Origin of the sequence: Xanthomonas sp. NCPPB 1067 (genome assembly GCF_020783795.1) — a bacterium.
Classification (GTDB): Bacteria; Pseudomonadota; Gammaproteobacteria; order Xanthomonadales; family Xanthomonadaceae; genus Xanthomonas; species Xanthomonas melonis.
Window position 1 is genome coordinate 1 of record NZ_JAJGQG010000037.1, and the last position, 22743, is coordinate 22743.

The window sequence follows — 22743 nt, forward strand, 5'->3', positions numbered from 1 at the left end:
GTGGCGACGTCGCCGACCGCGATCGCCGCGCGTGCCTGCATCACCGCGGCCGCGCCGGTCCGCGCCAGCCCGGTGCGCGCCTCGCTGCGGTCGCTGTCCAACGCCAGCGCAGCGGCGAACAGCTCGCGCGCGCCATTGCCGTCGGCAGCACTGAGCTTGCCGCGCGCCAATGCCGCATCGCCCCGTTGCAGCAGTCGTTGAACGCGGGTGTCCGGCCATAGCCAGTCGGCCAACGGCTTGCGCAGAGCGACCACACCCACCAGCAGGCAGACGCACAGCGCCAGCACCACCCGCCAGAGCGCGCGATTGCGCAGCGGCGCCCAAAGGCGCGGCGACCTGGCCCAGCGTGGCAGCGGAAACATGCGGTGGCGTCCATCCTTGGCGCGACCTGACGGGGACGCGTTCACCCCGCCATGGTAGCGACATGCCGCGAAGGCGGCGTGGGGTGTTCGGGAATCGGGAATCGGGAATCGGGAATCGTTGAGGCTGGCACGGTGCGCCTCGAAGGATCACAGAACGCTGCGGCCTTGCCGGCCGCTCAGCCCAGCCGTCGCACTTCGCTGACGCCGGGCAAGGCATCCAGCTTGCCCAGCAGCGCCGACAACTGGCCGTAGTCGCTGACCTTCAGCCGCAGCCGCAACTGCGCCCGTCCGGTGTCGCGCACGTTGTCGCTGTTGATCTCCAGCACGTGCGCGTCCTCCTGCGCGATCAGGTTGGTGATGTCCTTGAGCAGCCAGCGTCGACCCACCGCGCGCACCTGCACGTCCACTTCATAACCGCTGCCCGCCTTGCCCCATTCCACCGGCAGCACGCGCTGGGGGTGGGCGGCGGCCAGCCGCGCCAACGCCGCGCAGTCGCTGCGATGCACGGTCACGCCGCGGCCGCGGGTCAGATAACCGGCGATCGGTTCACCGGCCACCGGCTGACAGCAGCGCGCCAGCTGCACCAGCAGGTTGCCCACGCCCTGTACGGTGAACTTGGATTTGCCCAGACCCTCGCGGCGCGCGGTCGGACGCGGCGGCGCAGGCGCCGCCGGCTGCGACGCCGCGCGCTCGGCTTCCAGCAGCGCACGGCTGACCTGGTTGGGTCCGGTGTCGCCCAGCGCCACCTGGATGTACAGCTCGTCCACGCTGTCGGCATGGAATTTGCGCGTGGCCACGCCCAGATCCGCGTGCTGCAGGCCCAGGCGTTTGAGTTCACGGTCGAGCAGGTCCTTGCCCGCCTGCACGTTGCGTGCGCGATCGAGCTTGTGGAACCAGGCGCGCACCTTGTCGCGCGAGCGCCCGCTGGCCAGAAAGCCATTGGCCGCCAGCAACCAGTCGCGGCGCGGATCCGCCTCCTTGGCGGTCATGATCTCCACGCGGTCGCCGCTGCGCAGCCGGTAGGTCAGCGGCACGATACGATCGTTGACACGCGCCCCGCGGCAGCGGTGCCCCACCATGGTGTGTACGTGGTACGCGAAGTCCAGCGGCGTGGCGCCCTGCGGCAGATCGATGACCTCGCCCTTTGGAGTCAGCGCATACACGCGGTCTTCGATCAGCTCGGCATCCAGCGCGCCGGCCAGTTCGCCATGCTCGCCTTCCTGCACCTGCTCCAGCAGCTGGCGCATCCACAGGATCTTGCGATCGAAAGCCTTTTCGGCGCCCTTGCCGCCTTCCTTGTATTTCCAGTGCGCGGCCACGCCGAGTTCGGCTTGCGCGTGCATTTCGAAGGTGCGGATCTGGATTTCGATGGTGCGCCCTTCCGGGCCGACCACGGCCGTGTGCAACGAGCGGTAGTCGTTGGCCTTGGGCCGGGCGATGTAGTCGTCGAACTCGCTGGGCACCGGCGTCCACAGCGAATGCACCGCACCCAACGCGGCATAGCAGGCGGCCACGTCGTCCACCATGACGCGTACCGCACGCACGTCGTAGAGCTGGTCGAACGACAGCCGCTTCTTCTGCATCTTCCGCCAGATGCTGTAGATGTGCTTGGGCCGCCCGCTGACCTCCGCGCGCAGGCCTTGCTGCACCAGCGCGGCGGACAGGGCGCGCTTGACCGCCTCGATGTAGCGCTCGCGCGCGATGCGGGTCTCGTCGACTTCGCGTGCGATGCGGCGATAGGTATCCGGCTCCAGGTGCCGGAACGCCAGGTCCTCCAGTTCCCACTTCACCTGCCAGATGCCCAGCCGGTTGGCCAGTGGGGCGTGGATGTCGCGGGTGAGCTGGGCCAGCGCGCGGCGCTGCACTTCGCCGAGCCGGTCGGCCACGCGCATGCGTGCCAGTTGCCGCGCCAACAGGATTGGCACCACGCGCAGGTCGTGGATGATCGACAACAGCAACCGCCGCAGGCCCTCGCTGTTGCGCCCGGCATCGCGGCCCGCGTGCAGTGCCCACACCTGATCGGCCGCGTCCAGCCCGTCCAGCAGTCCCTCCACCGCCACCCGGCGCTCCGGCGGGTGCCAGGGCAGCCCGGCAGCCGCGCCGCGCAGGCTCGGCAGATCGAACAGCAGCGCCGCCACCAGGGTGGCTTCGTCGGCCGCCAGCAACGCCAGTGCGTCCAAGGTCTCGGCCAGCAATGCCCATGTGTCGGCGGCAGGCACGGCCGGCGCGCTCGGGTCCCAGGCCTGTTCCAGCGCCTCGCGCAGAGACGGGGCGATCGACGCGACAGCCGGACGCTGCAACAAGGCATGCAGGCGTTCGGATGGAGAACGGGTCACAACGGTGGACACGGGTGGGCGGCGATCATGGGGGCTGATGTGTACGGTAACGTGCGCGTCACCATCCCCACAACGGACGATTTCGGCGTCGACGCCGGCCCTGGCGATTGACGCACTTACGCGCGGTTCACCCGCCGCTGCCGTGATCGAGGCTTGGTGCGTGAGACTTCGCGCACATCGTCGACCACGACTCGATCGGCGAGCGCGCATTTTTTACGCGCCTTTTACAACTCGCCCAAATCGCCTGCCTATGCTCCATCGACGCCATCGCGGCATCCGGCTGCGCTGGCGTCTCCGACCAATGACCGAGGTGAGCCGATGAAGACCTGGAAGAAGCCTGTCGTGCGTGAAGTGAACTGCGGTGCCGAAATCAACTGCTACGTCTCCGGCGAGTTTTGATCCGACGACACGCAGCTCCCCCGCCCTTCCCCTGGATGCATGACCGGCCGTTGCCGGCAGAGTAGGTAACAGTTTTCCATGCGCATCATCGTTCTGGGATCGGCGGCCGGCGGTGGGCACCCGCAGTGGAATTGCCACACTCCCGCAAGCCAGCGGGCGTGGCAGCAAACAGACGGTGCCCAGCGTCGTACCCAGGCAAGCATCGCCGTCAGTGCCGACGGCCAGCGCTGGGTACTGATCAATGCCTCCCCCGATTTCCGCCAGCAGATTCTTGCAACCCCTGCGCTCTGGCCACAGCAGGGCCTGCGGCACTCGCCGATCGAGGCCGTGCTGCTGACCAGTGGCGAGATCGACCACATTGCCGGCCTGCTGTCGATGCGGGAAAGCCAGTCGTTCTCGCTGCATGCCAGCCGCCGCGTGCTCGATGTACTGGCGCAGAATCCGGTCTTCGACGCCCTCAATGCGCACTACGTGTCCCGCCAGCCGTTTACGCTGGACACGCCGCTGTCGCTGCTGGGCCTGCAACTGACGCCGTTCTCGGTCCCGGGCAAGGTGCCGCTGTTCATGGAATCGCGCAGCGGCGGCGACCTGGCCGGCAGCAATGAAGAAACCCTGGGGCTGACCATCGATGACGGTCGCCATCGCGTGCATTACATCCCTGGCTGCGCCGCCATGACCGACGCGTTGCGCGCACGCCTGCACGGCGCCGAACTGGTGTTCTTCGACGGCACGCTATGGCGCGACGATGAAATGGTGCAACTGGGCGTCAGCCAGAAGACCGGCCGGCGCATGGGCCATCTGAGCATCGACGGAGCAGACGGCACCATGGCGGCATTCGCGTCGCTGGACGTGGCGCGCAAGATTTTCATCCACATCAACACCACCAATCCGGTGCTCAATCTCCACTCGCCCGAGTACGCCAGCGCGCGCGCCCAAGGCTGGGAAGTTGCGCACGATGGCCTGGAGATCGCCCTGTGACTATCCTGCTCACCCCCAGCCAGCTGGAAGCGGATCTGCGCGCCATCGGCGCGCGCCTGTATCACGACCAACACCCGTTCCATGCACTGCTGCACGAGGGCAAGCTCGATCGCGGCCAGGTACAGGCCTGGGCGCTGAATCGCTTCGAATACCAGCGCTGCATTCCGCTCAAGGACGCGGCCATCCTGGCGCGCATGGACGACCCGGCGCTGCGCCGGATCTGGCGCCAGCGCATCCTCGATCATGACGGCAACAGCGCGGCCGACGGCGGTATCGCGCGCTGGCTGCATCTGACCGATGCGCTGGGCCTGGACCGTCACCTGGTGGAATCCGGGCGCGCGCTGCTGCCGGGCACGCGCTTCGCGGTGCAGGCGTACCTGCAGTTCGTGCGCGAAAAAAGCCTGCTCGAGGCGATCGCGTCCTCGCTCACCGAACTGTTCGCACCCAACATCATCGGCCAGCGCGTGGCCGGCATGCTCAAGCACTACGACTTCGTTTCGCCGGAAGCACTGGCCTACTTCGAGCATCGCCTGACCGAGGCGCCACGCGATTCGGATTTCGCGCTCGACTATGTCAAGCAGTACGCCGACACCGTGGAGAAGCAGCAACTGGTCAAGGACGCGCTGCATTTCAAGTGCTCGGTGTTGTGGGCGCAGCTGGACGCCTTGCACGTGGCCTACGTCGCACCGGGCATCGTCTGGCCGGATGCGTTCGTTCCCGACCGCCACGCCAGCCGGGCCGCCGCGTGAGCAGCATCGGCCGCGACAGCCAGCCGGCGCTACGCGCAGGAGTGCGATTGCAGCACGATCGCGCGCGCGACCAATGGGTCCTGCTCGCCCCCGAACGCGTGGTCGAGCTGGACGAGATCGCGGTGGCGGTGGCGCAGCGTTTCGACGGCGTGCGTACGGTGGCGCAGATCGCGCTGGAGCTGGCGGTCGAATTCGATGCCGATGCCGCCGAGATCGAAGCGGACGTGATCGAACTCGTCAGCACCCTGCAGCAGAAGCGTCTGTTGAAGCCATGAGCAGCGCAGTGCCGCCACCGCCGCTGTCCGTATTGCTGGAGCTGACCCACCGCTGCCCGTTGGCGTGCCCGTACTGTTCCAACCCGATCGCACTGGCAGCGCTGCGCGAAGAGATGGATACCGCGGGTTGGCGCTCGCTGCTGCAGCAGGCCGCCGACATGGGCGTGCTGCAAGCGCATTTCTCCGGCGGCGAGCCGATGCTGCGCAAGGATCTGCCCGAACTGGTGGCGCATGCGCGTGCGCTCGGGCTGTACAGCAACCTGATCACCTCCGGCGTGGCCGGCGGCGAGCCGATGCTGGACCAGTTGCAGGCCGCCGGGCTGGAGCATGTGCAATTGAGCGTGCAGGACGTGGACCCTGCCGGTGCCGATCGTATCGCCGGGTATCGCAACAGCCTGGCGAAGAAGCGCGAGTTCGCGGCCGCCGTCCGCGCGCGCGGGTTGCCGCTGACGATCAATGCGGTGTTGCACCGGCACAACGCCGACCGCGTGCCCGGCATGATCGCGCTGGCGCTGGAATGGCAGGCCGAGCGCATCGAAGTCGCCCACACCCAATACTATGGCTGGGGCCTGCGTAACCGGGCCGCGTTGATGCCCAGCCGCGAGCAACTGATGGCGACCGTGGCTGCAGTGGAGACCGCCCGCCGCGACCACGGCGACCGCCTGGCGATCGACTTCGTCACCCCTGACTACTATGCGCGCCAGCCCAAGCCCTGCATGGGTGGCTGGGGCCAGCGTTTCGTCAACATCTCCCCGCGCGGCGACGTGCTGCCCTGCCATGCCGCCGAAACCATCGACGGCCTGCGCTTCGACAACCTGCGCGACCGCTCGCTGGCCGATATCTGGAACCATGGCGACGCGTTCGTGCGCTTCCGCGGCACCGCGTGGATGCCCGAGGTCTGCCAGGGTTGCCCCAAGCGCGAGATCGACTGGGGCGGTTGCCGCTGCCAGGCGCTGGCGCTCAGTGGCGATGCAGCGACGCTGGACCCGGTGTGCGAGCGCTCGCCCGCGCACGCGCAGGTGCGCGCCACCGCCGAACGCGAAGCGGCGGCACCGGCACCGGCATTCGTCTACCGCCGCCCGGAGCGCGCCGAACGCGCGCCTTCCATCGCCGAGACGACGCCGGCGGACTGACCACAGCGTCCCTGCAGCACATGCGAAAGCGGCGGGCTGTCGCGCGCCGATCGATGTCGGCACAACGGCAGCCTGCCTGGGTACCGTTGCCGTTGCGTGCGGTTCCCGCACCCTGGTTTCTGCCGCCGCACAGCAGCCGGGCGATCCGCTAATCGCTGCGAACCCGACCCATCACCGCCAGCCCGTCCAGCGTCTACACTAGCGTCCTCTTATCGACGGATGGCTCCCATGTCGCTCGCACGCCGCCTTGCTGTGCTGGTCTGCCTGACTCTTGCATCGACCGCCACACCGGCGCTGGCCCAACGCGCCGTGCAGGGAGACCTGCAATCGCAGATGAGCGCCGAACAGTTCAAGGCTGCCGGCCTGGACAAACTCTCCGCCAGCGAACTGGCCGCGCTCAACGATTGGCTGCAGGGCAAGGTCGCCAAGGAGGCGGCGGTGGTGGTCGAGCAGGCCAAGGAAGCCGGCCGCCAGGAAGTCATCGTCAAGAACCGCGGCTTCTTCGACTTCGGCAGCAAGGAGCCGATCGAAAGCAGCATCGTGGGCGAGTTCAGGGGGTACGCCAAGGGCCGCGTCTATACGCTGGCCAATGGCCAGGAGTGGGAACAGACCGACGCGGCCAGCCTGTCGGGCGTGCGCAAGGACGCCCCCAAGGTGAAGATCAAGCCGGGCCTGGTCGGCGTGTGGTATCTGCAGATCGAGGGCTACAACACGCCGGCCAAGGTGCGGCGGATCAAGTAAGCGCCGCTCCAGGCCGCGCCAATGCGCCGTGCTTCGCCACCTGCCGGCGACACACACGGGGCGACTGACGGGTTCCGACAACGGGCATGGCGATGCCCGCGACGATGCGCGCACTCGACGCGTTGGCGCGCTACAGAAAGTGGATGCCGGTGCCGTTGACAGAGCACCTCAGCTGCGCCGCCGCACAGTGGATACGTCGTGCTGGTCGCATTTCCGCGCTGCCGATCGCCGTCGCTTCGCTTACGCCACCACCATGCCCTTGTCGGCCGTCGGAAAGGCCAGGCCTCTGCCAGACTCCAGCTGCAGCTCCCGTCGTCCTGCTCCTGCAGCAGGCCACCGTCCGCCTGCAGCCACTCGCAGCGCCCTGCGCTGCATCCGGAGACCACCATGCGCTTGATCACTCGTTGTGCCATCGCGGCGCTGCTGCTCATCACCGGGTCGGCACTGGCCGGTACCGCTGCCGAGCAGTGCACGCTGCCGGAGATCGGCTTCGACCAGGCGCTGGTCTGCTATCGCAACGCGGTGGAGCAACAGCCGCTGGTCTATCGCCGCCTCGCGACCGGTAGCGTGAACGGCGTGGAGCGACGCGATTACCTGCTGACCTCGCAGACCTGGTCGCCCGAGTCGCTGGTCGCGCCGGCCATCTGGCAGCACGACGTGGCGATCTACGTGCCGCCCGATGCGCTGCCGGAACGGGCCGTGCTGTTCTCCACCAATGGTTCGCGCAATGTGGCGCCCGGCAGCGTGGCGCAGCCGGCCAGCGAGTTGCCGCCGGAGGCGCTGGCGGAGCTGGCGCAACGCAGCCGCACGGTGGTGATCGCATTGAGCGATCTTCCCAACCAGGCTTTGACGTATCGCGGCGACGACACGCCACGCCGCGAGGACGACAGCGTGGCCTACACCTGGGCGCAGTTCCTCAAGGCGCCGCAGCAGCGCAAGACCCTGCCGCTGCACGTGCCGATGGCCGCTGCGATCGCGCGCGCCATGTCGCTGGCCGAACGCGAACTGGCACCGCTGCGCATCCACCGTTTCATCCTTACCGGCGCTTCCAAGCGCGGCTGGGCAAGCTGGCATGCCACCATCGCCGACCCGCGCGTGGAGGCGGTGGTGCCATTCGTGATCGACATCCTGAATATGCCGGCCGTGCTGGATCACATGTTCCGGACCTATGGCGGCAACTGGCCGATCGCGTTCAGTGCCTACGCCAAGCAGGGGATCACCACCCAGTTGCAGACTCCGGAGTTCGCGCAACTGATGCAGTTGCAGGATCCGTTCAATTATCTGCGTACGCGCTACCGCAAGCGCCTGTCCGTGCCCAAGTACATCGTCAACGCCAGCGGCGACGACTTCTTCCTGCCCGACAACACGCAGTTTTTCTACGACGCGCTTCCGGGCAGCAAGGCCTTGCGCATGGTGCCCAACAGCGGGCACAGGGACATCCGCGCTTCGATCGTCGACACCTTGGTGCCCTTCGTCGCCCGGCTGCAGCAGCAGCGCCCGCTCCCGCGCATCAGCGATGCGCTGGACACGGGACCACTCCGGCAGATCCGTCTGCGCTTCACCGAACGTCCGACCCGCTTGCGGCTCTGGAGCGCCAGCAATGCGCAGGCGCGCGATTTCCGCTATGCCTGCGGTGTGCGTTACAGCGCCACGGCATTGCCGTTGCCGCACGGCGACAGGATCGCCGTACCGGTAGAGTTACCGGAGGTCGGCTGGAGCGCCTATTTCGTCGAAGCCACATACGCGGATGGATTCGTCGCCACCAGCCAGACCTACATCCTCGGCAAGCAGCCCTACCCCACCCAGGCACCGCCGACCGACAACGCCGCCTGCAGCACGTTGCCAGGAATCGCGTCCGGTGCCGCCGCGCGCTGAGTGCCTGCCTGCACTCTGCAGCGACAGCGGCGGCACGCGTTGTCGGCTCGCCACTGTTGGCTATCGCAGCACATCGGCACACGCCTCGCCGTCGAGCATTGCCACCCTCTCGCAGCCGGGCGCTGGGTCGCTGGCGATCCAGCGCCGGCGGACCCGGTGGATCGCGTTGCTGGCGCTGGCTTGACCTGCCGTGTCAGCGCGACCGCGACGTCGGCATCGCTTCAAATAGATGGTGTTGGCCAGATTGCGCAACGAAGTCCGCACAGATCCGGCGAAAAGGGCCTAATCGTCGCTTGAGCCCGTCAGCAAGATCGATCCAACCCGGCTGGACCATTGACATCGTTGTCACCAACTTCTACACAGGCCCGTACGCGCTGACGGCACGGGCCGATCGGACGGATCAAAGGACTGCATGTGGCTGCGACCTCGCACTCTGCTCAGGCGTCTGTCTTGCCCACCTCACCGACCGCCACCGGCTTCATCGCCGCCGATGTCGGCGGCACGCACGTCCGTCTCGGCCATGTGGCGCAGGCGGATGCGGCGGCGATCGAACTCCTGCACTACCGCACCTATCGCTGCGCCGAATTCACCAGCCTCGAGGCCATCCTGGCCGACTTCCTGGCGCAGGTGAGCCGTGTCGATGCGATCGTGATCGCCAGCGCAGGCGTTGCCCTGGACGCGGACACCTTCATCAGCAACAACCTGCCATGGCGCATTTCGCCCAGGCAGCTGCGTAGCGCGCTCGCGCTGCGCAGCGTGCATCTGGTCAACGATTTCGAAGCGGTCGCCTATGCCGCCCCGCAGATGGAGGCGCGTGCGGTGCTGCAACTGAGCGGGCCCACACCCCGGCATGCGCGCGCCGCCGGCCCGATCCTCGTAGTCGGGCCGGGCACCGGGCTGGGGGCAGCCGTGTGGATCGATGCCAGGCCACGCCCGATCGTGCTGGCCACCGAGGCCGGCCAGGTCGCGCTGGCCAGCACGCATGCGTACGAAGCGCAGTTGCTGCGCCTGCTGCTACGCGACCGGCACTATCTGCCGCTCGAACACGTGCTGTCCGGCCCGGGCCTGCTCAGGCTGTACACCGCCGTCTGCGAACTGCATGGCGCGACCCCACGGCATGCGCTGCCTGCAGCGATCACCCATGCCGCCCTGCACGAAGGCGATGCGCTGGCGCACGACACCCTGCAGGTGTTCTGCGCCCTGCTCGGCCATGCCGTGGGCGATATGGCACTGGCCTACGGCGCGGCCGGCGGCATCTATCTGGCCGGCGGCATCCTGCCGAGCATCGGCACGTTCCTGGCGGCCAGCACGTTTCGCGCGCGCCTGCTGGACAAGGGCGGTATGCGCGAGGTGCTCGAACGCATCCCGGTCAAATTGGTCGAGCACGGGCAACTTGGCGTACTCGGCGCGGCCAACTGGTATCTGCAGCACCACGCTGACGTGTCGTAAGCGATCCACCGCGCGTTTCCCCAGCGCGCGGCTACATGCAAGCGCAAGACCCCGCAGCCGGCGAGCAGCGGCCCGCCGTCCATCCCTGTTCGTGATGAGGAGAGACATCATGAGATACAGCACCACCCTGCTGTCCAGTGCGATTGCGTTGTCGTTGGCATTGCCCGTTCAGGCCCAGGACACTGCCGGCACGCAAGCCACCGAGCTGGACGCCGTCCAGGTGGTCGGCATCCGCGCCAGCCTGGAAAAATCGCTGGACACCAAACGTAACAACGCAGGCATCTCCGAGGCGATCACCGCCGAGGACATCGGCAAGTTCCCCAGCACCAACGTGGCCGAAGCGTTGTCGCAGATTCCCGGCGTCACCCTGGACCGGCGCTTCGGCCAGGGCGAGCGGGTCAGCATCGATGGCACCGATCCCAGCCTGAACCTGTCGTTCCTGGACGGCCACCCGGTGGCGCAGGCGATCTGGCTGTATGGCGAACAACCCAGCCGCGGGTTCGACTACACCTTGCTGGCGCCGCAGATCCTGGGCCGTGCGGAAATCCTCAAATCCTCCGAAGCGCGGCTGATCGAAGGCAGCCTGGGCGGCACCGTGTTGATGCATACCCGCCAGCCGCTGGATCTGGAGGTCAACGAGGTGGCCGCCTCGATCGGTTACAGCTACAGCGAGCAGGCCAGCCAGGGCAAGCCGAACGCGGCACTGCTCTATAGCTGGAAGAACAGCGCCCAGACCTTCGGCATCGCAGTGTCGGCGCAGCATTACGAAGAGCGCGTGGACCGGCGCGGCATGGAAGTGTTCGGCTATGCGCCGGCCAGCAGTTTCGCCAATGCCGCAGGCACCGTGCCGCCCGATGCCGATGTGCCCAATTCGATCAATGCGGCCTGGTTCCAGCAGGACCGCGAGCGCGACAGCGCCGTGGTCAACCTGCAGCTCAAGCCCAGCGAGGCGCTGGAGTTCAATCTCAGCGGCTTGTACATCAAGGAGAGTTTCGACAACTACAACCAGTCGATGTACAGCTTCCTGACCTGGAATCCCGGCACTGTTGCTGCAGTGGACCGGCTGGGCGATGTGCGTAACGGTGTGGTGACCAGTGGCCATTCGCGCGCCAACGCCGATCCGCTCGGCGGCACGGTGATCTACGACAACAATGTGCGCGAATCGGAAGTCACCACCCGGGGGCTGGATCTGCGCGGCGCGTTTCGCGGCGAGGGCTGGGGCCTGACTGGACAGATCGGCCAAAGCAAGTCCGAGAACGAGGACCTGTCGCAATATTTCATCGAACCGTTCTACAACGGCGGCTTCAGCTGGGACACGCGCCGCGGCATCCGCTTCGACGACCCGGCCGGCGCACGCGATCCGGCCAACTGGGGCTCGGCCGGCGGCTGGTTCGGCAACAACGGCATCTTCTCCACCGAAAGCAAGGACAGCTATGGCCAGCTGGATCTGAACCTGCAGTTCGACAGCGTGTTCAATCAACTGCTGCTGGGCGTACGCCACGGCAAGCACGACGAACGCTTCGAACTCAACGTCTACGGCGGTGTGACACCTGGCACGCTGGCGGACGTGGGCACCATCGGCCTCACCGATCTGGACGGCTTCCATCCCGACCACGGCCGGCATGTACAGGCAGGCCGCAACAATGTGCTGAACTGGATCCGCAATAGCCCGGTGAACTATGCCGCGCCCGATCCGGCCAGCTATCTCAACAACACCTGGGCGCTGCAGCAGACCAACAACGCCGCCTACGCGCAGTTGAATTTTTCCGGTGGCGGCCTGCGCGGCAACCTCGGCGTGCGCTATGTCGATTCCAAGACCGAAGGCAGCGGCTTCGTCTACAGCGGCACGCCCTCGCTGGCCAACGCCGACAGCCTGTGGCAGACCCGCACCCGCAAGGAAGATTTCCTGCTGCCCTCGCTCACCCTGGCCTACGACACCAGCGCCGATTGGGTATTTCGCTTCGCCGCGGCCAAGGTGATCGCCTGGGCACCGTACAACCAGATGGTCAACAACACCTTCCTCAACGACACCACCTTGACCGGCAGCGGCGGCAATGCGGAGCTGTCGCCATACGAATCATGGAACTTCAATCTATCGGCCGAGTACTACTTCGCGCAGCAGTCGGTGGTGGCCTGGTCGGTGTTCTACAAGAAGATCGACAACTACATCGACACCAGCGCCAGCGTGGAGCGCCAGTACAACGCACTGCGCGATACTGCGCCGCAAAGCTGGGCGCAGTTGGTGGGCAGCAATGGCTGCACTGCCGACGGCTATTGCGACTACAGCATCCAGCGGCCGCGCAACGCCGGCACGGGCAAGGTCAAGGGCTTCAACCTGTCGTTCCAGCAACCCTTCGGCGACAGCGGCTTCGGCCTGACCGCCAACTACACCTACGCCAACGGCGAGAACAACACCGGCAATGCCCTGCCCTACCAGTCGCGCAACAGCGTAGCGGTCAGCCCGTACTACGAAAAGGGGCCGCTCAATGCACGGCTGACCTACAACTGGCGCGACAGCTATCTGGCCGGCGGCTACGTGGCCGGCGCGGCCCCGGCCAGTGTGGACGACTATGCCGAACTCGGTGCCAGCATCGGCTATGCGTTCAGCCCGAACTGGTCGCTGCAGCTGGATGCGCAGAACCTGCTGGATGAAGAGTATCTGCAGTACCTCGGCGACAAGGACCACCTGGCCGGCCGCTACAAGAGTGGGCGGCGGTACATGGCCACCTTGCATCTGAAGTTCTGATCCACGCCCGCGGCGACCGCATCGCGCCGCCCGTCAGGGTGGCCGATGCCCACGTGCCTGCGCAGCGCTGCAGGCCGTGTGGTGCTGACGGTTCGCGCCGTCAGCCGCGCAACGCGGCAACCCGCTGGGCCAGTTTCTTTGCCGAGACGCCGGATCTGGCACCCAGCTCCTGCGCGAATACCGACACCCGCAGCTCTTCCAGATCCCAGCGCAGCGCCTGCCAGTCGGCGCGCAGCTGCAACCCGTGTGCGGCCGCCTCGTCCAGCGCGTCCACGAACGGCTTGAGTTCGAGCATGCGTGCCTGGTCGCGTGCCGGATCGCGCTTGGCACGCTCGGTGCGCAGGATCATCGCCTTGAGATAGCGCGGATAGTTGGCCAGCGCTTCGGCAGGCGTCTGCCGCAGGAAGCCGGCATGCACCAGGCCGCGCAACTGCTGCTCCATATCGTCCAGGTTGCCGCGCGCCCAGCCCATCAACGGCGCCTCCAGCAGCGGCTTGAGTTCGGCTACCGCACCCAGGATGCTTTCGGCCAGTTTCAGCCGTTGCATCGCTTCACCGAACAGGCGCTTGCTCGCATCGTCGCGGCGCTGTGCAAAGGCGCCTGGATCGCGGATCGCGCCCAGGCCGTCGGCCAGCAACGCATTGAGCGCAGCATCGACCAGATCGCCGCGCAGGCGTTCCTGCGATTCGATCGCCGCATACAGCAGGCCGGTCTTGGGCGACACCGGCAACTGCTTGCGTGCCTGCTTGATCTTGTCGGTCAGGGCGATTTCCAGCAGCCGCCGCACGCCTCGCGGATGCGCCTGCACCGCCTCGTTGCGGTCGGCAAAGATACGTAGTGCTGCCGCCTCGCCTTGTTCCACCAGGGCCGGATACGCCGGCACACCGGCTTCGCCGGCCACCTGTTCGGGAATCGGCGCAGCCGGGAACTCGCGCAAGTCTTCGGCGGCCAGCGCGCGCCCGGCGCGCGCTGCGAATGCCTGCCCGGCACGTTCGCCGAAGCGCGCGCGCAGTGCGTCCAGATCGCGCGATTCGGCCAGCACCTTGCCGTTGTCATCGCGCAGCCGCAGGTTCATCGACAGATGCGAATCCAGCGCGTGTTCATCGAAATCCAATGCCGCCACCTGCACACCGGTGGCCTTGGACAGAAAGCGGGCCAGCTCGCCACGGAGATCGTCCGCAGATGGCAGGCTGTAGGCCTCGTAGAACGCGCGGCCGAAATCCGGCGCCGGCACGAAATTGCGCCGTTGCGCCTTGGGCAGGCTGCGGATCAGCGCCGACGCCTTGTCGGCCACGAAGCCCGGCGCCAGCCACGACAACCGCGCCGGATCCAGTGCGTTGAGCAAATGCAGCGGCACCTCCAGCGTCACGCCATCGTCGGCGGCGCCGGGCTCGAAACGGTAGTGCAGCGGTAGCCGCGCATCGCCGAGCGGGAAGTACTTCGGGAAACGATCGGCCTCGCTGCCTTCGCCAGGCAACAGGTCGTTCAAGCTCCAGTGCAGGGCACGGCACTTGTCCGGCGGCAGGGTCTTCCACCACGCATCCAGCCCGCTGGCCGAATGCAGCTCGGCCGGAATCCGGTCCAGATACCAGCGCGCCTGCCAATCCTCGTCGGCCACGATGCCGGCGCGGCGCAGCTTGGCTTCTTCCTCGCGCGCCTGCTCCAGCACGCGCAGGTTGTCGGCGACGAATGCCGCGCGCGTGTTGATCTCGCCGGTCACCAGGCCCTGGCGGACGAACAGATCGTGCGCGGCCGCCGGGTCGATCTTGCCGAAGTGCACCGGTTTCTTGGGCGCCAGCACCAGACCGAACAGACTGATCTGCTCGGACGCCACCACCTGCCCCTGCGCCCGCGACCAGTGCGCATCGAAGTGCTTGCGCGCCAGCAGATGCCCCAATTCGGCGATGGCCCAGTCAGGCTCGATCGCCGCGTTGGTCATGCCCCAGACTTTTTGCGTGTCCAGCAGCGTGGCGGCCAGGATCCACGGCGGCGGCTTGCGTGCCAGCGCCGACCCGGGGAATGGCACGAAGCGACGCTGGCGTGCCGCCAGAAAATCGCCTTTCTCCGTGCGATGGCCGATCTGCGTCGGCAGACCGGCCAGCAGCGCGCGATGCAGGGCCTGATACGCGGCAGCGCGTTCGCGTTCGCTGATGCGTGACGAGGCTTCGCTGGCATCCCCCTGCCGGTGCGGCGCCGCCACCGCGGACTGCACCGGTACCGCGCCCGGATCGGCCTTGCCTTCGCGCGCCAGCCGCGCGGCGCGGTGCAGTTGCCCGCGCGTGGGCCGATTGGCGCGGTGTTCATCGGCGCGCGTCGGCGCGCTGGCACCGGCCAGCAGCGGCGCCAGGATGGCCGTGGCCGGCTCCTCGCTCCAGCCCAGCTCCTCGCACAGCAGCCGCAGCTGCCGGTGCAGCTCGCGCCATTCACGCATGCGCAGGAAACCCAGGAAATGCCGGCCGCACCAGTCGCGTAACTTGGACTGGGTGAGGTCTTCATGCACCTGCCGGTAGGCCTCCCACAGGCGCAGGATGCCGACGAATTCCGAGCGCGCATCGGCGAACAGCGCATGTGCGTTGTCGGCGGCCTCGCGCGCCTCGGGTGGGCGCTCACGCGGATCCTGGATGCCCAGGAACGCAGCGATGACGATCATCTCGCGCAGGCAGCCATGCTGCTGCGCGGCCACCAGCATGCGCGCCAGCTTGACGTCCACCGGCAGGCGCGCCATCTGCCGGCCGATGGCGGTCAGACGCCGCTGCGCATCGATCGCACCCAGCTCCAGCAATTGCTGCCAGCCGTCTGCCACCGCACGCTCGTCCGGGGCCTCCAGGAACGGAAACTCTTCGATCCGCCCCAGCCCCAGCTGCAGCATGCGCAGGATCACGCCCGACAACGAAGAGCGCCGGATTTCCGGATCGGTGAAGGCCGGGCGCGCGGCAAAGTCCGCTTCCGCATACAGCCGGTAGCAAATGCCTTCGGCGATGCGGCCGCAACGGCCCATGCGCTGGTTGGCGCTGGCCTGCGAGATCGGCTCGATGTGCAGGCGGTCCAGCTTCTGCCGCGGGCTGTAGCGCTTGACCCGCGCAAAGCCCGGGTCCACCACATAGCGGATGCGCGGCACCGTCAACGAGGTCTCGGCCACGTTGGTGGCCAGCACCAGGCGGCGACGCGGGCCAGGATTGAATACCCTGTCCTGGTCGGCCGCCGACAGCCGTGCATACAGCGGCATCACCTCGGTATCGCGGTACTTGCGGCGCTCCAACGCATGGTGCGCATCGCGGATCTCGCGTTCGCCCGGCAGGAACATCAAGACGTCGCCACGCGGATCGATGCGGGTGATCTCGTCGACCGCCGCCACGATGGCGTCGTTGACGGTGCGCTCGCCATCGCGACCGCTCTCGGCCTCATCCCCGGCCGCCTCGCCCTCCAGCGGCCGATAGCGCACCTCCACCGGAAAGGTGCGGCCCTCCACGCTGATCACCGGCGCGTTATCGAAATGCTGCGCGAAGCGTTCGGTATCGATGGTGGCCGAGGTGACGATCAACTTGAGATCGGGCCGCTTCTTCAGCAGCTGCTTGAGGTAGCCGAGCAGGAAATCGATGTTGAGGCTGCGCTCGTGCGCCTCGTCCACGATGATGGTGTCGTACGCCGACAGCCAACGGTCGCTGGCGATCTCGGCCAGCAGGATGCCGTCGGTCATGAACTTGATGCGCGATTGTTCGCTTACCCGGTCGGTGAAGCGCACCTGAAAGCCGACCGTGGTGCCCAGCGGCGTCTTCAGCTCGTCGGCCACGCGTGCGGCCACCGCGCGCGCGGCGATCCGCCGTGGCTGGGTGCAGCCGATCATGCCCGCGGCCCCGCGCCCGGCGGCCAGGCACAGCTTGGGCAGCTGGGTGGTCTTGCCCGAGCCGGTCTCGCCGGCAATCACCACGACCTTGTGCTCGCGGATCAGTGCGACGATGCGCTCGGCCTCGCGTGCGATGGGCAGCTGCTCGTCCAGGGTGATGGCCGGCTGCTGCTCGGCACGTGCCTGGCGCTGCGCCAGCGATGCCGCCAATGCTTGCTCGAACGCCTCGCGCGCCTGCACATTACCCGGCCTGCCCTGCCAGCGCGACCACAGGCCCAGCAAGCGGCCGCGGTCGCGGCTCATCGCGCCATCGACAGCGCGGCGGCGCTCGCGCAAGGCATTGGCAAGATCGGTGTCGATAGCGCTCATTGATCCAAGAATGTGAAAGATTGAATGACGTTTAATCCTTTAGCCTATCCATTGTGACGCCATATCCGTTCCATCAGACATCACTCCCTCGGTAAGGACCATCCCATGTCCAAGAAAAAGAACGCCAACAAGCCCGTCGTCGTCAATGACGCCCTGCCGGTCGCTGCCGCCTCCGCGCCGCATATCGATATCGGGATCAAGGATGCCGATCGCAAGCAGATCTCCGATGGTCTGGCACGCTACATGGCTGACGCCTTCACCCTGTATCTGAAGACCCATAACTTCCACTGGAACGTCACCGGGTCGATGTTCAACTCGCTGCACACCATGTTCGAAACCCAGTACACCGAGCAGTGGGCCGCGCTGGACGAAGTGGCCGAGCGCATCCGCGCCCTGGGCTACAACGCACCGGGCTCGTACCGGGAATTCGTCGCGCTGACCTCGATCCCGGAAGAACCGGGCCTGAGCGACAGCGCCGACTGGCGCGAAATGGTGCGCCAGCTGGTCAGTGGCAACGAAGCGGTCTGCCGCACCGCACGCAAGGTGCTGGGCACCGCCGACGACGCCGGCGACGATCCGACCGTGGACCTGCTGACCCAGCGCCTGCAGACCCACGAAAAGTACGCCTGGATGCTGCGTTCGCTGCTGCAGTAAACCCTCGGGCTTCGCCCCTTCGGGTTTGCCCAAGGTTTCGCAGTTGCGAAACCTTGGGCCCCTGCTCAATTGCCTGCCACACCCCGCGCCTTCGGCGCGCCCCCTGACTCAGGGGGCTCAGCCATCTCCGCTTCGCGGACATGTCCCCCAACATTTGCGTTGCAAACGTTGGGCCCCGCTACGCATCTCCACACCCCGCGCCTTCGGCGCGCCCCCTGACTCAGGGGGCTATTGGTAATTAGGTTCACGACGATGGAGCGCATGGGGTACGGGCCCTGCAGAACGCAGCAGTCTTTTGCCACACCCCCGCATCGATTGCCGGAGATTGAGCCCCTATCCCATCGGGAGAGGCGTAGGGTGAGGGTATGGGGCGAAGCCTCATTGCGCTTGCTCGGCACAAGACTTCACACACTGCCGGCCATCCCGGTAGCCGCATCACGACAATTCCTGATGCCGCTTCGCGCAATACGGCCCAGTATCACACCAACCAGGGCTTGACCCGCGCGGTATCCTAGGCCGATGTCTTCCCCCGCCCACGAACTGCTCAGCCGCGTCTTCGGTTACGACGCCTTCCGTGGTCCTCAGCAGGCCATCGTCGAACACGTCGCCGCCGGCAACGACGCGCTGGTGCTCATGCCCACCGGCGGCGGCAAGTCGCTGTGCTACCAGGTGCCAGCGCTGCTGCGCGACGGCATCGGCATCGTGGTTTCGCCGCTGATCGCGCTGATGCAGGACCAGGTCGAAGCGCTGCGCCAGCTCGGCGTGCGCGCCGAATTCCTCAATTCCACCCTGGACGCGGAAGCCGCGCAGCGGGTGGAGCGCGCCCTGCTCTCGGGCGATCTGGATCTGCTCTACGTCGCGCCGGAACGGCTGCTGACCCAGCGCTTCCTGTCGTTGCTGGAGCGCAGCCGCATCGCGCTGTTCGCCATCGACGAGGCGCATTGCGTCTCGCAATGGGGCCACGATTTCCGCCCCGAATACCGCCAGCTCACCGTCCTGCACGAGCGCTGGCCGCATATCCCGCGCATGGCGCTGACCGCCACCGCCGACCCACCGACCCAACGCGAGATCGCCGAGCGCCTGGATCTGGCGGACGCGCGCCATTTCGTCAGCTCCTTCGACCGTCCCAACATCCGCTACACCGTGGTGCAGAAGGACAACGCGCGCAAGCAGCTGCAGGAGTTCCTGGGCCGCCATCGCGGCTGCGCCGGCATCGTCTATGCGATGTCGCGGCGCAAGGTGGAAGAAACCGCCCAGCAACTGTGCGCGCAAGGCTTCAATGCCCTGCCCTACCACGCCGGCCTGCCGGCGGAAGTGCGCGCCGAAAACCAGCGCCGCTTCCTGCGCGAGGACGGCATCATCATGGCCGCGACCATCGCTTTCGGCATGGGCATCGACAAGCCCGACGTGCGCTTCGTGGCGCATGTGGACCTGCCCAAATCGCTGGAGGGCTACTACCAGGAAACCGGCCGCGCCGGCCGCGATGGCGAGGCCGCCGAGGCCTGGCTCTGCTACGGCCTGGGCGATGTGGTGTTGCTCAAGCAGATGATCGAGCAGGGCGAAGCGGCCGAGGAGCGCAAGCGCCTGGAGCGCGCCAAGCTCGACCACCTGCTCGGCTATTGCGAATCCATGCAATGCCGCCGCCAGGTGCTGCTGGCCGGCTTCGGCGAGACCTATCCCAAGCCCTGCGGCAACTGCGACAACTGCCTGACCCCGGCGGCCGCCTGGGACGCCACGGTGGCGGCGCAGAAGGCGCTCAGCTGCGTGTATCGCAGCGGCCAGCGCTTTGGCGTGGGCCATTTGATCGACATCCTGCGCGGCGGCGCGAACGAGCGCATCAGGCAGTTGGGCCACGACCAGCTGAGCACCTATGGCATCGGCCGCGATCTGGACGAACGCACCTGGCGCAGCGTGTTCCGCCAATTGGTCGCCGCCAGCCTGCTGGAGGTCGACAGCGAAGGCCACGGCGGCCTGCGCCTGACCGATGCCAGCCGCCAGGTGCTCAAGGGCGAGCGTCAGGTGATGATGCGGCGAGAGAATCCGGCGGCCGGTCGCGACCGCGACCGCGGCGCCCAACGCACCGGCCTGCCCGTACAGCCGCAGGATCTGGTGCTGTTCAACGCCTTGCGCGGGCTGCGTGCGGAACTGGCCAAGGAACAGAATGTCCCGGCCTTCGTCATCTTCCACGACAGCACCTTGCGCAACATCGCCGAACAACGACCGACCAGCATCGACGCGCTGTCGCGCGTGGGCGGTATCGGCGGTGGGAAACTGGCCCGCTACGGCGCGCAGTTGATCGAAATCATCCGCGAGCAGGGGTGACGCAACGGCGAACGCCGGCATGGGCCACGCGCCTGCCCGACATTCCCCTGAATCGACAGCGGGCATTCAATCTGCCGTTGTTAGTTTCACGCAGTGAGCTGGCACGCGCTGCCAGTGCCTTGAGTAGAGTCGAACCGATGAAATGCAGCCTGCTTCTCCTGGCCACGCTGTTTGCCGCCGGTGGCGCGTTCGCCCAGAGCGGCGACGGCAGTGCCCAGCCGGCATCCGCGCGTGCGCTGGACCTGAGCATTCCACAGGCACCGGTGCAGTACCGCTCCGACCCGGAGTACAGCACCGACCCGCCCGGCACCTTCTACGGCGACAAAAGCGGCTCCCGGCCCGCGCTGGCGCGACCCAGCGCCGCATCGATCGCGGCCGAGCGCGCCGAGCAATGCCAGGGCCAGCTGCATGGCGCGGTCGAGACCGGCATCGGTTACTCCAGTCGCGGCGGCAACAGCAACTGGCAGGCCGCCAATCTGAATTCCTGCAAGACCTATTACGGCGACGACGGCAAGCCGCGTCAGATCGGCGTCAGCATCAGCGTCGGGCGGGGCGAAGGCCCGGTCTTTGGACCACGCTACGTTCCAGGCTACGGGCCTGGCCCGTTCGGTTGGTAACCATACGGCTGCGTCTGCGTTGACGAAGGATTCACCATTGCATCGCTGAGAATGAGGCTTGCCCCGCGAGACGTGCTCATGTCACAGAACAAGGACCGGCCGATTGTTTTCGTCGTCGAAGACGGCGACGGCACACGACAACTCAGCTGCCTTGTCCTGGAAAGTTATGGTTTCACCTGCCGTAGCGCGGGATCGGTCGAGGAAGCCCTGGCACTGATCGAAAGCGATCCCCGCGTCGATGTGCTGTTCTCCGATATCCATTTCCCCGGCGGCCTCACCGGCGTCGACCTGGCAATCAAGGCCGCGCATGCGCCTTACAACCTGCCCGTCTTGCTGACCTCCGGGCTCGCCGTCGAATACGTGGAAGAAATCCTGCCTGACGGCGTGGCGTTTCTGGAAAAGCCCTATACGCCCGAGCAGCTGCTTACCGCCATCCGCAGCGTGATGGCCAAGCGCCGTACCTTGTCGAGTTCGGTCACCTGACGCGACCGCGTCGTCAGACGCATTAGACGCGCTCTGGGAGCTTGGCGGAAAGTACCGCCAGGGCGCGGCGAGGATGCCAACGCAATCGACGAGACCGGGACCAAACCCCACTTCTCACCTGGAATCGCTGACCGTCGATTGCCGCGATCGGCGGCGCATGCACTGCAGCCGCCCGAGCGCGACTGGATCGAACGCACCACTTACCGATCGATCGGATGCATCCGGGTGCATCGCATTTCACGCTGTCAATCAACGCGATCGCTAGGCTGACTGACAGTGCAGCGCATCGTTGCAGAATTTCAGGAGAATCCCATGGGCGACAATTCGTTTCTGTCACCAGCGTTCGTCATCTTGGTCATCGGCATCATCGGCGTGGTGTTCTGGCTGGTGACGCGCGCCAAGAAGAGGCGCAACAAGAAGTGAGTTCGCCGGCATCGGCAACGCGCGGCGAGCGACGTCGCCGGAGGGCGACGACACGGGCGTTGGGCGACAGGCGTGCATGGCCTTCCTGGCTGCCTGGGTCGACCGCCTGAAGACCCACCGCGCAACCGCCCTGACCCTGGTGCGGTGATCGGTCCCAACGAGGTCCTGTTCGCAGCGGAGAGCCTTTGCGCCGGTCGAGTCGGCACGGCGGAGTGGCAGGGTGGTGCCCACAGCAGGGCAGCTCAGAAGCGCTCGCCCGCCGGAAGGTAACGCCAGTGGCCGGGGGCGAGTTTGCCCAGCGATACGCGGCCGACCCGCAGCCGACGGATTCCCACCACCTCCAGGCCGACCTCGCTGCACATATGGCGCAACTGCCCGGGTTGCACCTGCTTGATTGCGAACCTCAGCCGCTGCTCGCTTTGCCAGCTCACCTTGCAGGGCGGCAGGCGACGCTCTTGGTACGTCAGGCCCTGCGTCAGCCGCGCCATGCCATAGGGGCGCAGCTCCCCACGCACGTCCACCACGTATTCCTGCTCGATCGAATCCGCATCCTCGGTCAGCCTGCGCAATACGCGCCCGTCCTGACTCAACACCAGCAGACCACTGGCCGCGTCCTCCAGTGGCAGCGGCGCATTGAGGCGCAGGAAGTGGCGCTTCAGCACGCGCAGCGGCAGCAGGTCCAGCTCGCTCCGGGAGGCCGCCGTGGCCAGTGCCACCGCAGCGACGGCAGGCAGCCCCGCCGGTTTGTGCAGCAACAAGGTGACGGGCTCGGCGGGCGCCAGCACCGCCTCCGCTGCCAGGCTCACCTGTGCAGCGCTCGCCAGCGCCTGCGGCTCTTCCACGACCACACCGTCGACGCTGACCCAACCGCCTTCGATGTACTGCTGCGCCTGCCCGCGCGAGCAGGCGAACAGCGCGGCAACGCATTTATCCAGGCGGATGGGATCGGACATCGGGCGGGCTCACTGGCGGGGACGGCAGTGTACGT

Annotated in this window: 16 protein-coding genes and 1 pseudogene; 13 read left to right on the plus strand and 4 right to left on the minus strand. The window is 67.0% G+C overall.

Annotated features, from left to right (window positions below; all coding sequences use genetic code 11):
• Together LL962_RS19025 and LL962_RS19030 are read right to left on the minus strand one after the other, a co-directional pair.
• Positions 1-362 (minus strand): annotated as a pseudogene (locus tag LL962_RS19025) (hypothetical protein); the annotation flags it as partial.
• Positions 363-538: 176 nt separating this feature from the next.
• Positions 539-2710, minus strand: coding sequence for a RelA/SpoT family protein (locus LL962_RS19030; protein ID WP_228318042.1), 2172 nt, complete (start codon positions 2708-2710; stop codon positions 539-541).
• Positions 2711-3016: 306 nt separating this feature from the next.
• Here LL962_RS19030 and pqqA point away from each other — a divergent pair, with 306 nt between their 5' ends.
• From pqqA to LL962_RS19075, 9 genes are all read left to right on the plus strand, one after another.
• Positions 3017-3097: a pyrroloquinoline quinone precursor peptide PqqA gene (gene pqqA / locus LL962_RS19035; RefSeq protein WP_002812057.1), complete on the plus strand. Its 81-nt coding sequence runs from the start codon at positions 3017-3019 to the stop codon at positions 3095-3097.
• Between the two features lie 78 nt (positions 3098-3175).
• Positions 3176-4075, plus strand: coding sequence for a pyrroloquinoline quinone biosynthesis protein PqqB (gene pqqB, locus LL962_RS19040; RefSeq protein WP_104586568.1), 900 nt, complete (start codon positions 3176-3178; stop codon positions 4073-4075).
• Positions 4072-4824, plus strand: a complete 753-nt coding sequence (gene pqqC, locus LL962_RS19045) for a pyrroloquinoline-quinone synthase PqqC (RefSeq protein ID WP_228318043.1) — start codon at positions 4072-4074, stop codon at positions 4822-4824. The genes pqqB and pqqC overlap by 4 nt, the downstream gene beginning before the upstream one ends.
• On the plus strand, positions 4821-5099 hold the full coding sequence (gene pqqD, locus LL962_RS19050) for a pyrroloquinoline quinone biosynthesis peptide chaperone PqqD (protein ID WP_228318044.1): 279 nt from the start codon (positions 4821-4823) through the stop codon (positions 5097-5099). Before pqqC ends, pqqD begins: the two co-directional genes overlap by 4 nt.
• Positions 5096-6232 carry a pyrroloquinoline quinone biosynthesis protein PqqE gene (gene pqqE / locus LL962_RS19055; protein WP_228318045.1) on the plus strand — a complete coding sequence of 379 codons (1137 nt, stop codon included), beginning with the start codon at positions 5096-5098 and terminating at the stop codon, positions 6230-6232. Before pqqD ends, pqqE begins: the two co-directional genes overlap by 4 nt.
• 228 nt (positions 6233-6460) lie before the next feature.
• Positions 6461-6973 (plus strand): hypothetical protein, encoded by a 513-nt coding sequence (locus LL962_RS19060; RefSeq protein WP_104586572.1) that lies wholly within the window; start codon positions 6461-6463, stop codon positions 6971-6973.
• 387 nt (positions 6974-7360) lie between these two features.
• Entirely contained in the window at positions 7361-8848 is a 1488-nt protein-coding gene (locus LL962_RS19065) for a PhoPQ-activated pathogenicity-related family protein (protein ID WP_228318046.1), read from the plus strand.
• Between the two features lie 414 nt (positions 8849-9262).
• Positions 9263-10297 carry a glucokinase family protein gene (locus LL962_RS19070; protein ID WP_228318047.1) on the plus strand — a complete coding sequence of 345 codons (1035 nt, stop codon included), beginning with the start codon at positions 9263-9265 and terminating at the stop codon, positions 10295-10297.
• 109 nt (positions 10298-10406) lie between these two features.
• Positions 10407-13043, plus strand: a complete 2637-nt coding sequence (locus LL962_RS19075; protein WP_104586575.1) for a TonB-dependent receptor — start codon at positions 10407-10409, stop codon at positions 13041-13043.
• 100 nt (positions 13044-13143) lie between these two features.
• Here LL962_RS19075 and hrpA read toward each other — a convergent pair whose 3' ends face one another.
• The gene (gene hrpA / locus LL962_RS19080; RefSeq protein WP_228318048.1) at positions 13144-17256 is read right to left on the minus strand and encodes an ATP-dependent RNA helicase HrpA; all 4113 of its coding nucleotides are present in this window, start codon (positions 17254-17256) and stop codon (positions 13144-13146) included.
• Positions 17257-17361: 105 nt separating this feature from the next.
• Between hrpA and LL962_RS19085 the strand changes: the two genes are divergently transcribed.
• From LL962_RS19085 to LL962_RS19100, 4 genes are all read left to right on the plus strand, one after another.
• Positions 17362-17910, plus strand: a complete 549-nt coding sequence (locus LL962_RS19085; protein ID WP_029220802.1) for a Dps family protein — start codon at positions 17362-17364, stop codon at positions 17908-17910.
• Positions 17911-18429: 519 nt separating this feature from the next.
• A complete protein-coding gene (gene recQ, locus LL962_RS19090) occupies positions 18430-20232 on the plus strand; it encodes a DNA helicase RecQ (protein ID WP_228318049.1) in 1803 nt (600 codons plus the stop codon).
• A 137-nt stretch (positions 20233-20369) separates the two neighbouring features.
• Positions 20370-20849 (plus strand): hypothetical protein, encoded by a 480-nt coding sequence (locus LL962_RS19095; protein ID WP_228318050.1) that lies wholly within the window; start codon positions 20370-20372, stop codon positions 20847-20849.
• Between the two features lie 78 nt (positions 20850-20927).
• Positions 20928-21332 (plus strand): response regulator, encoded by a 405-nt coding sequence (locus LL962_RS19100; RefSeq protein WP_104586580.1) that lies wholly within the window; start codon positions 20928-20930, stop codon positions 21330-21332.
• 665 nt (positions 21333-21997) lie between these two features.
• On the opposite strand, the gene LL962_RS19105 is transcribed toward LL962_RS19100, so the two are convergent.
• A complete protein-coding gene (locus LL962_RS19105; protein WP_228318051.1) occupies positions 21998-22708 on the minus strand; it encodes an rRNA pseudouridine synthase in 711 nt (236 codons plus the stop codon).
• Positions 22709-22743: the final 35 nt, after the last annotated feature.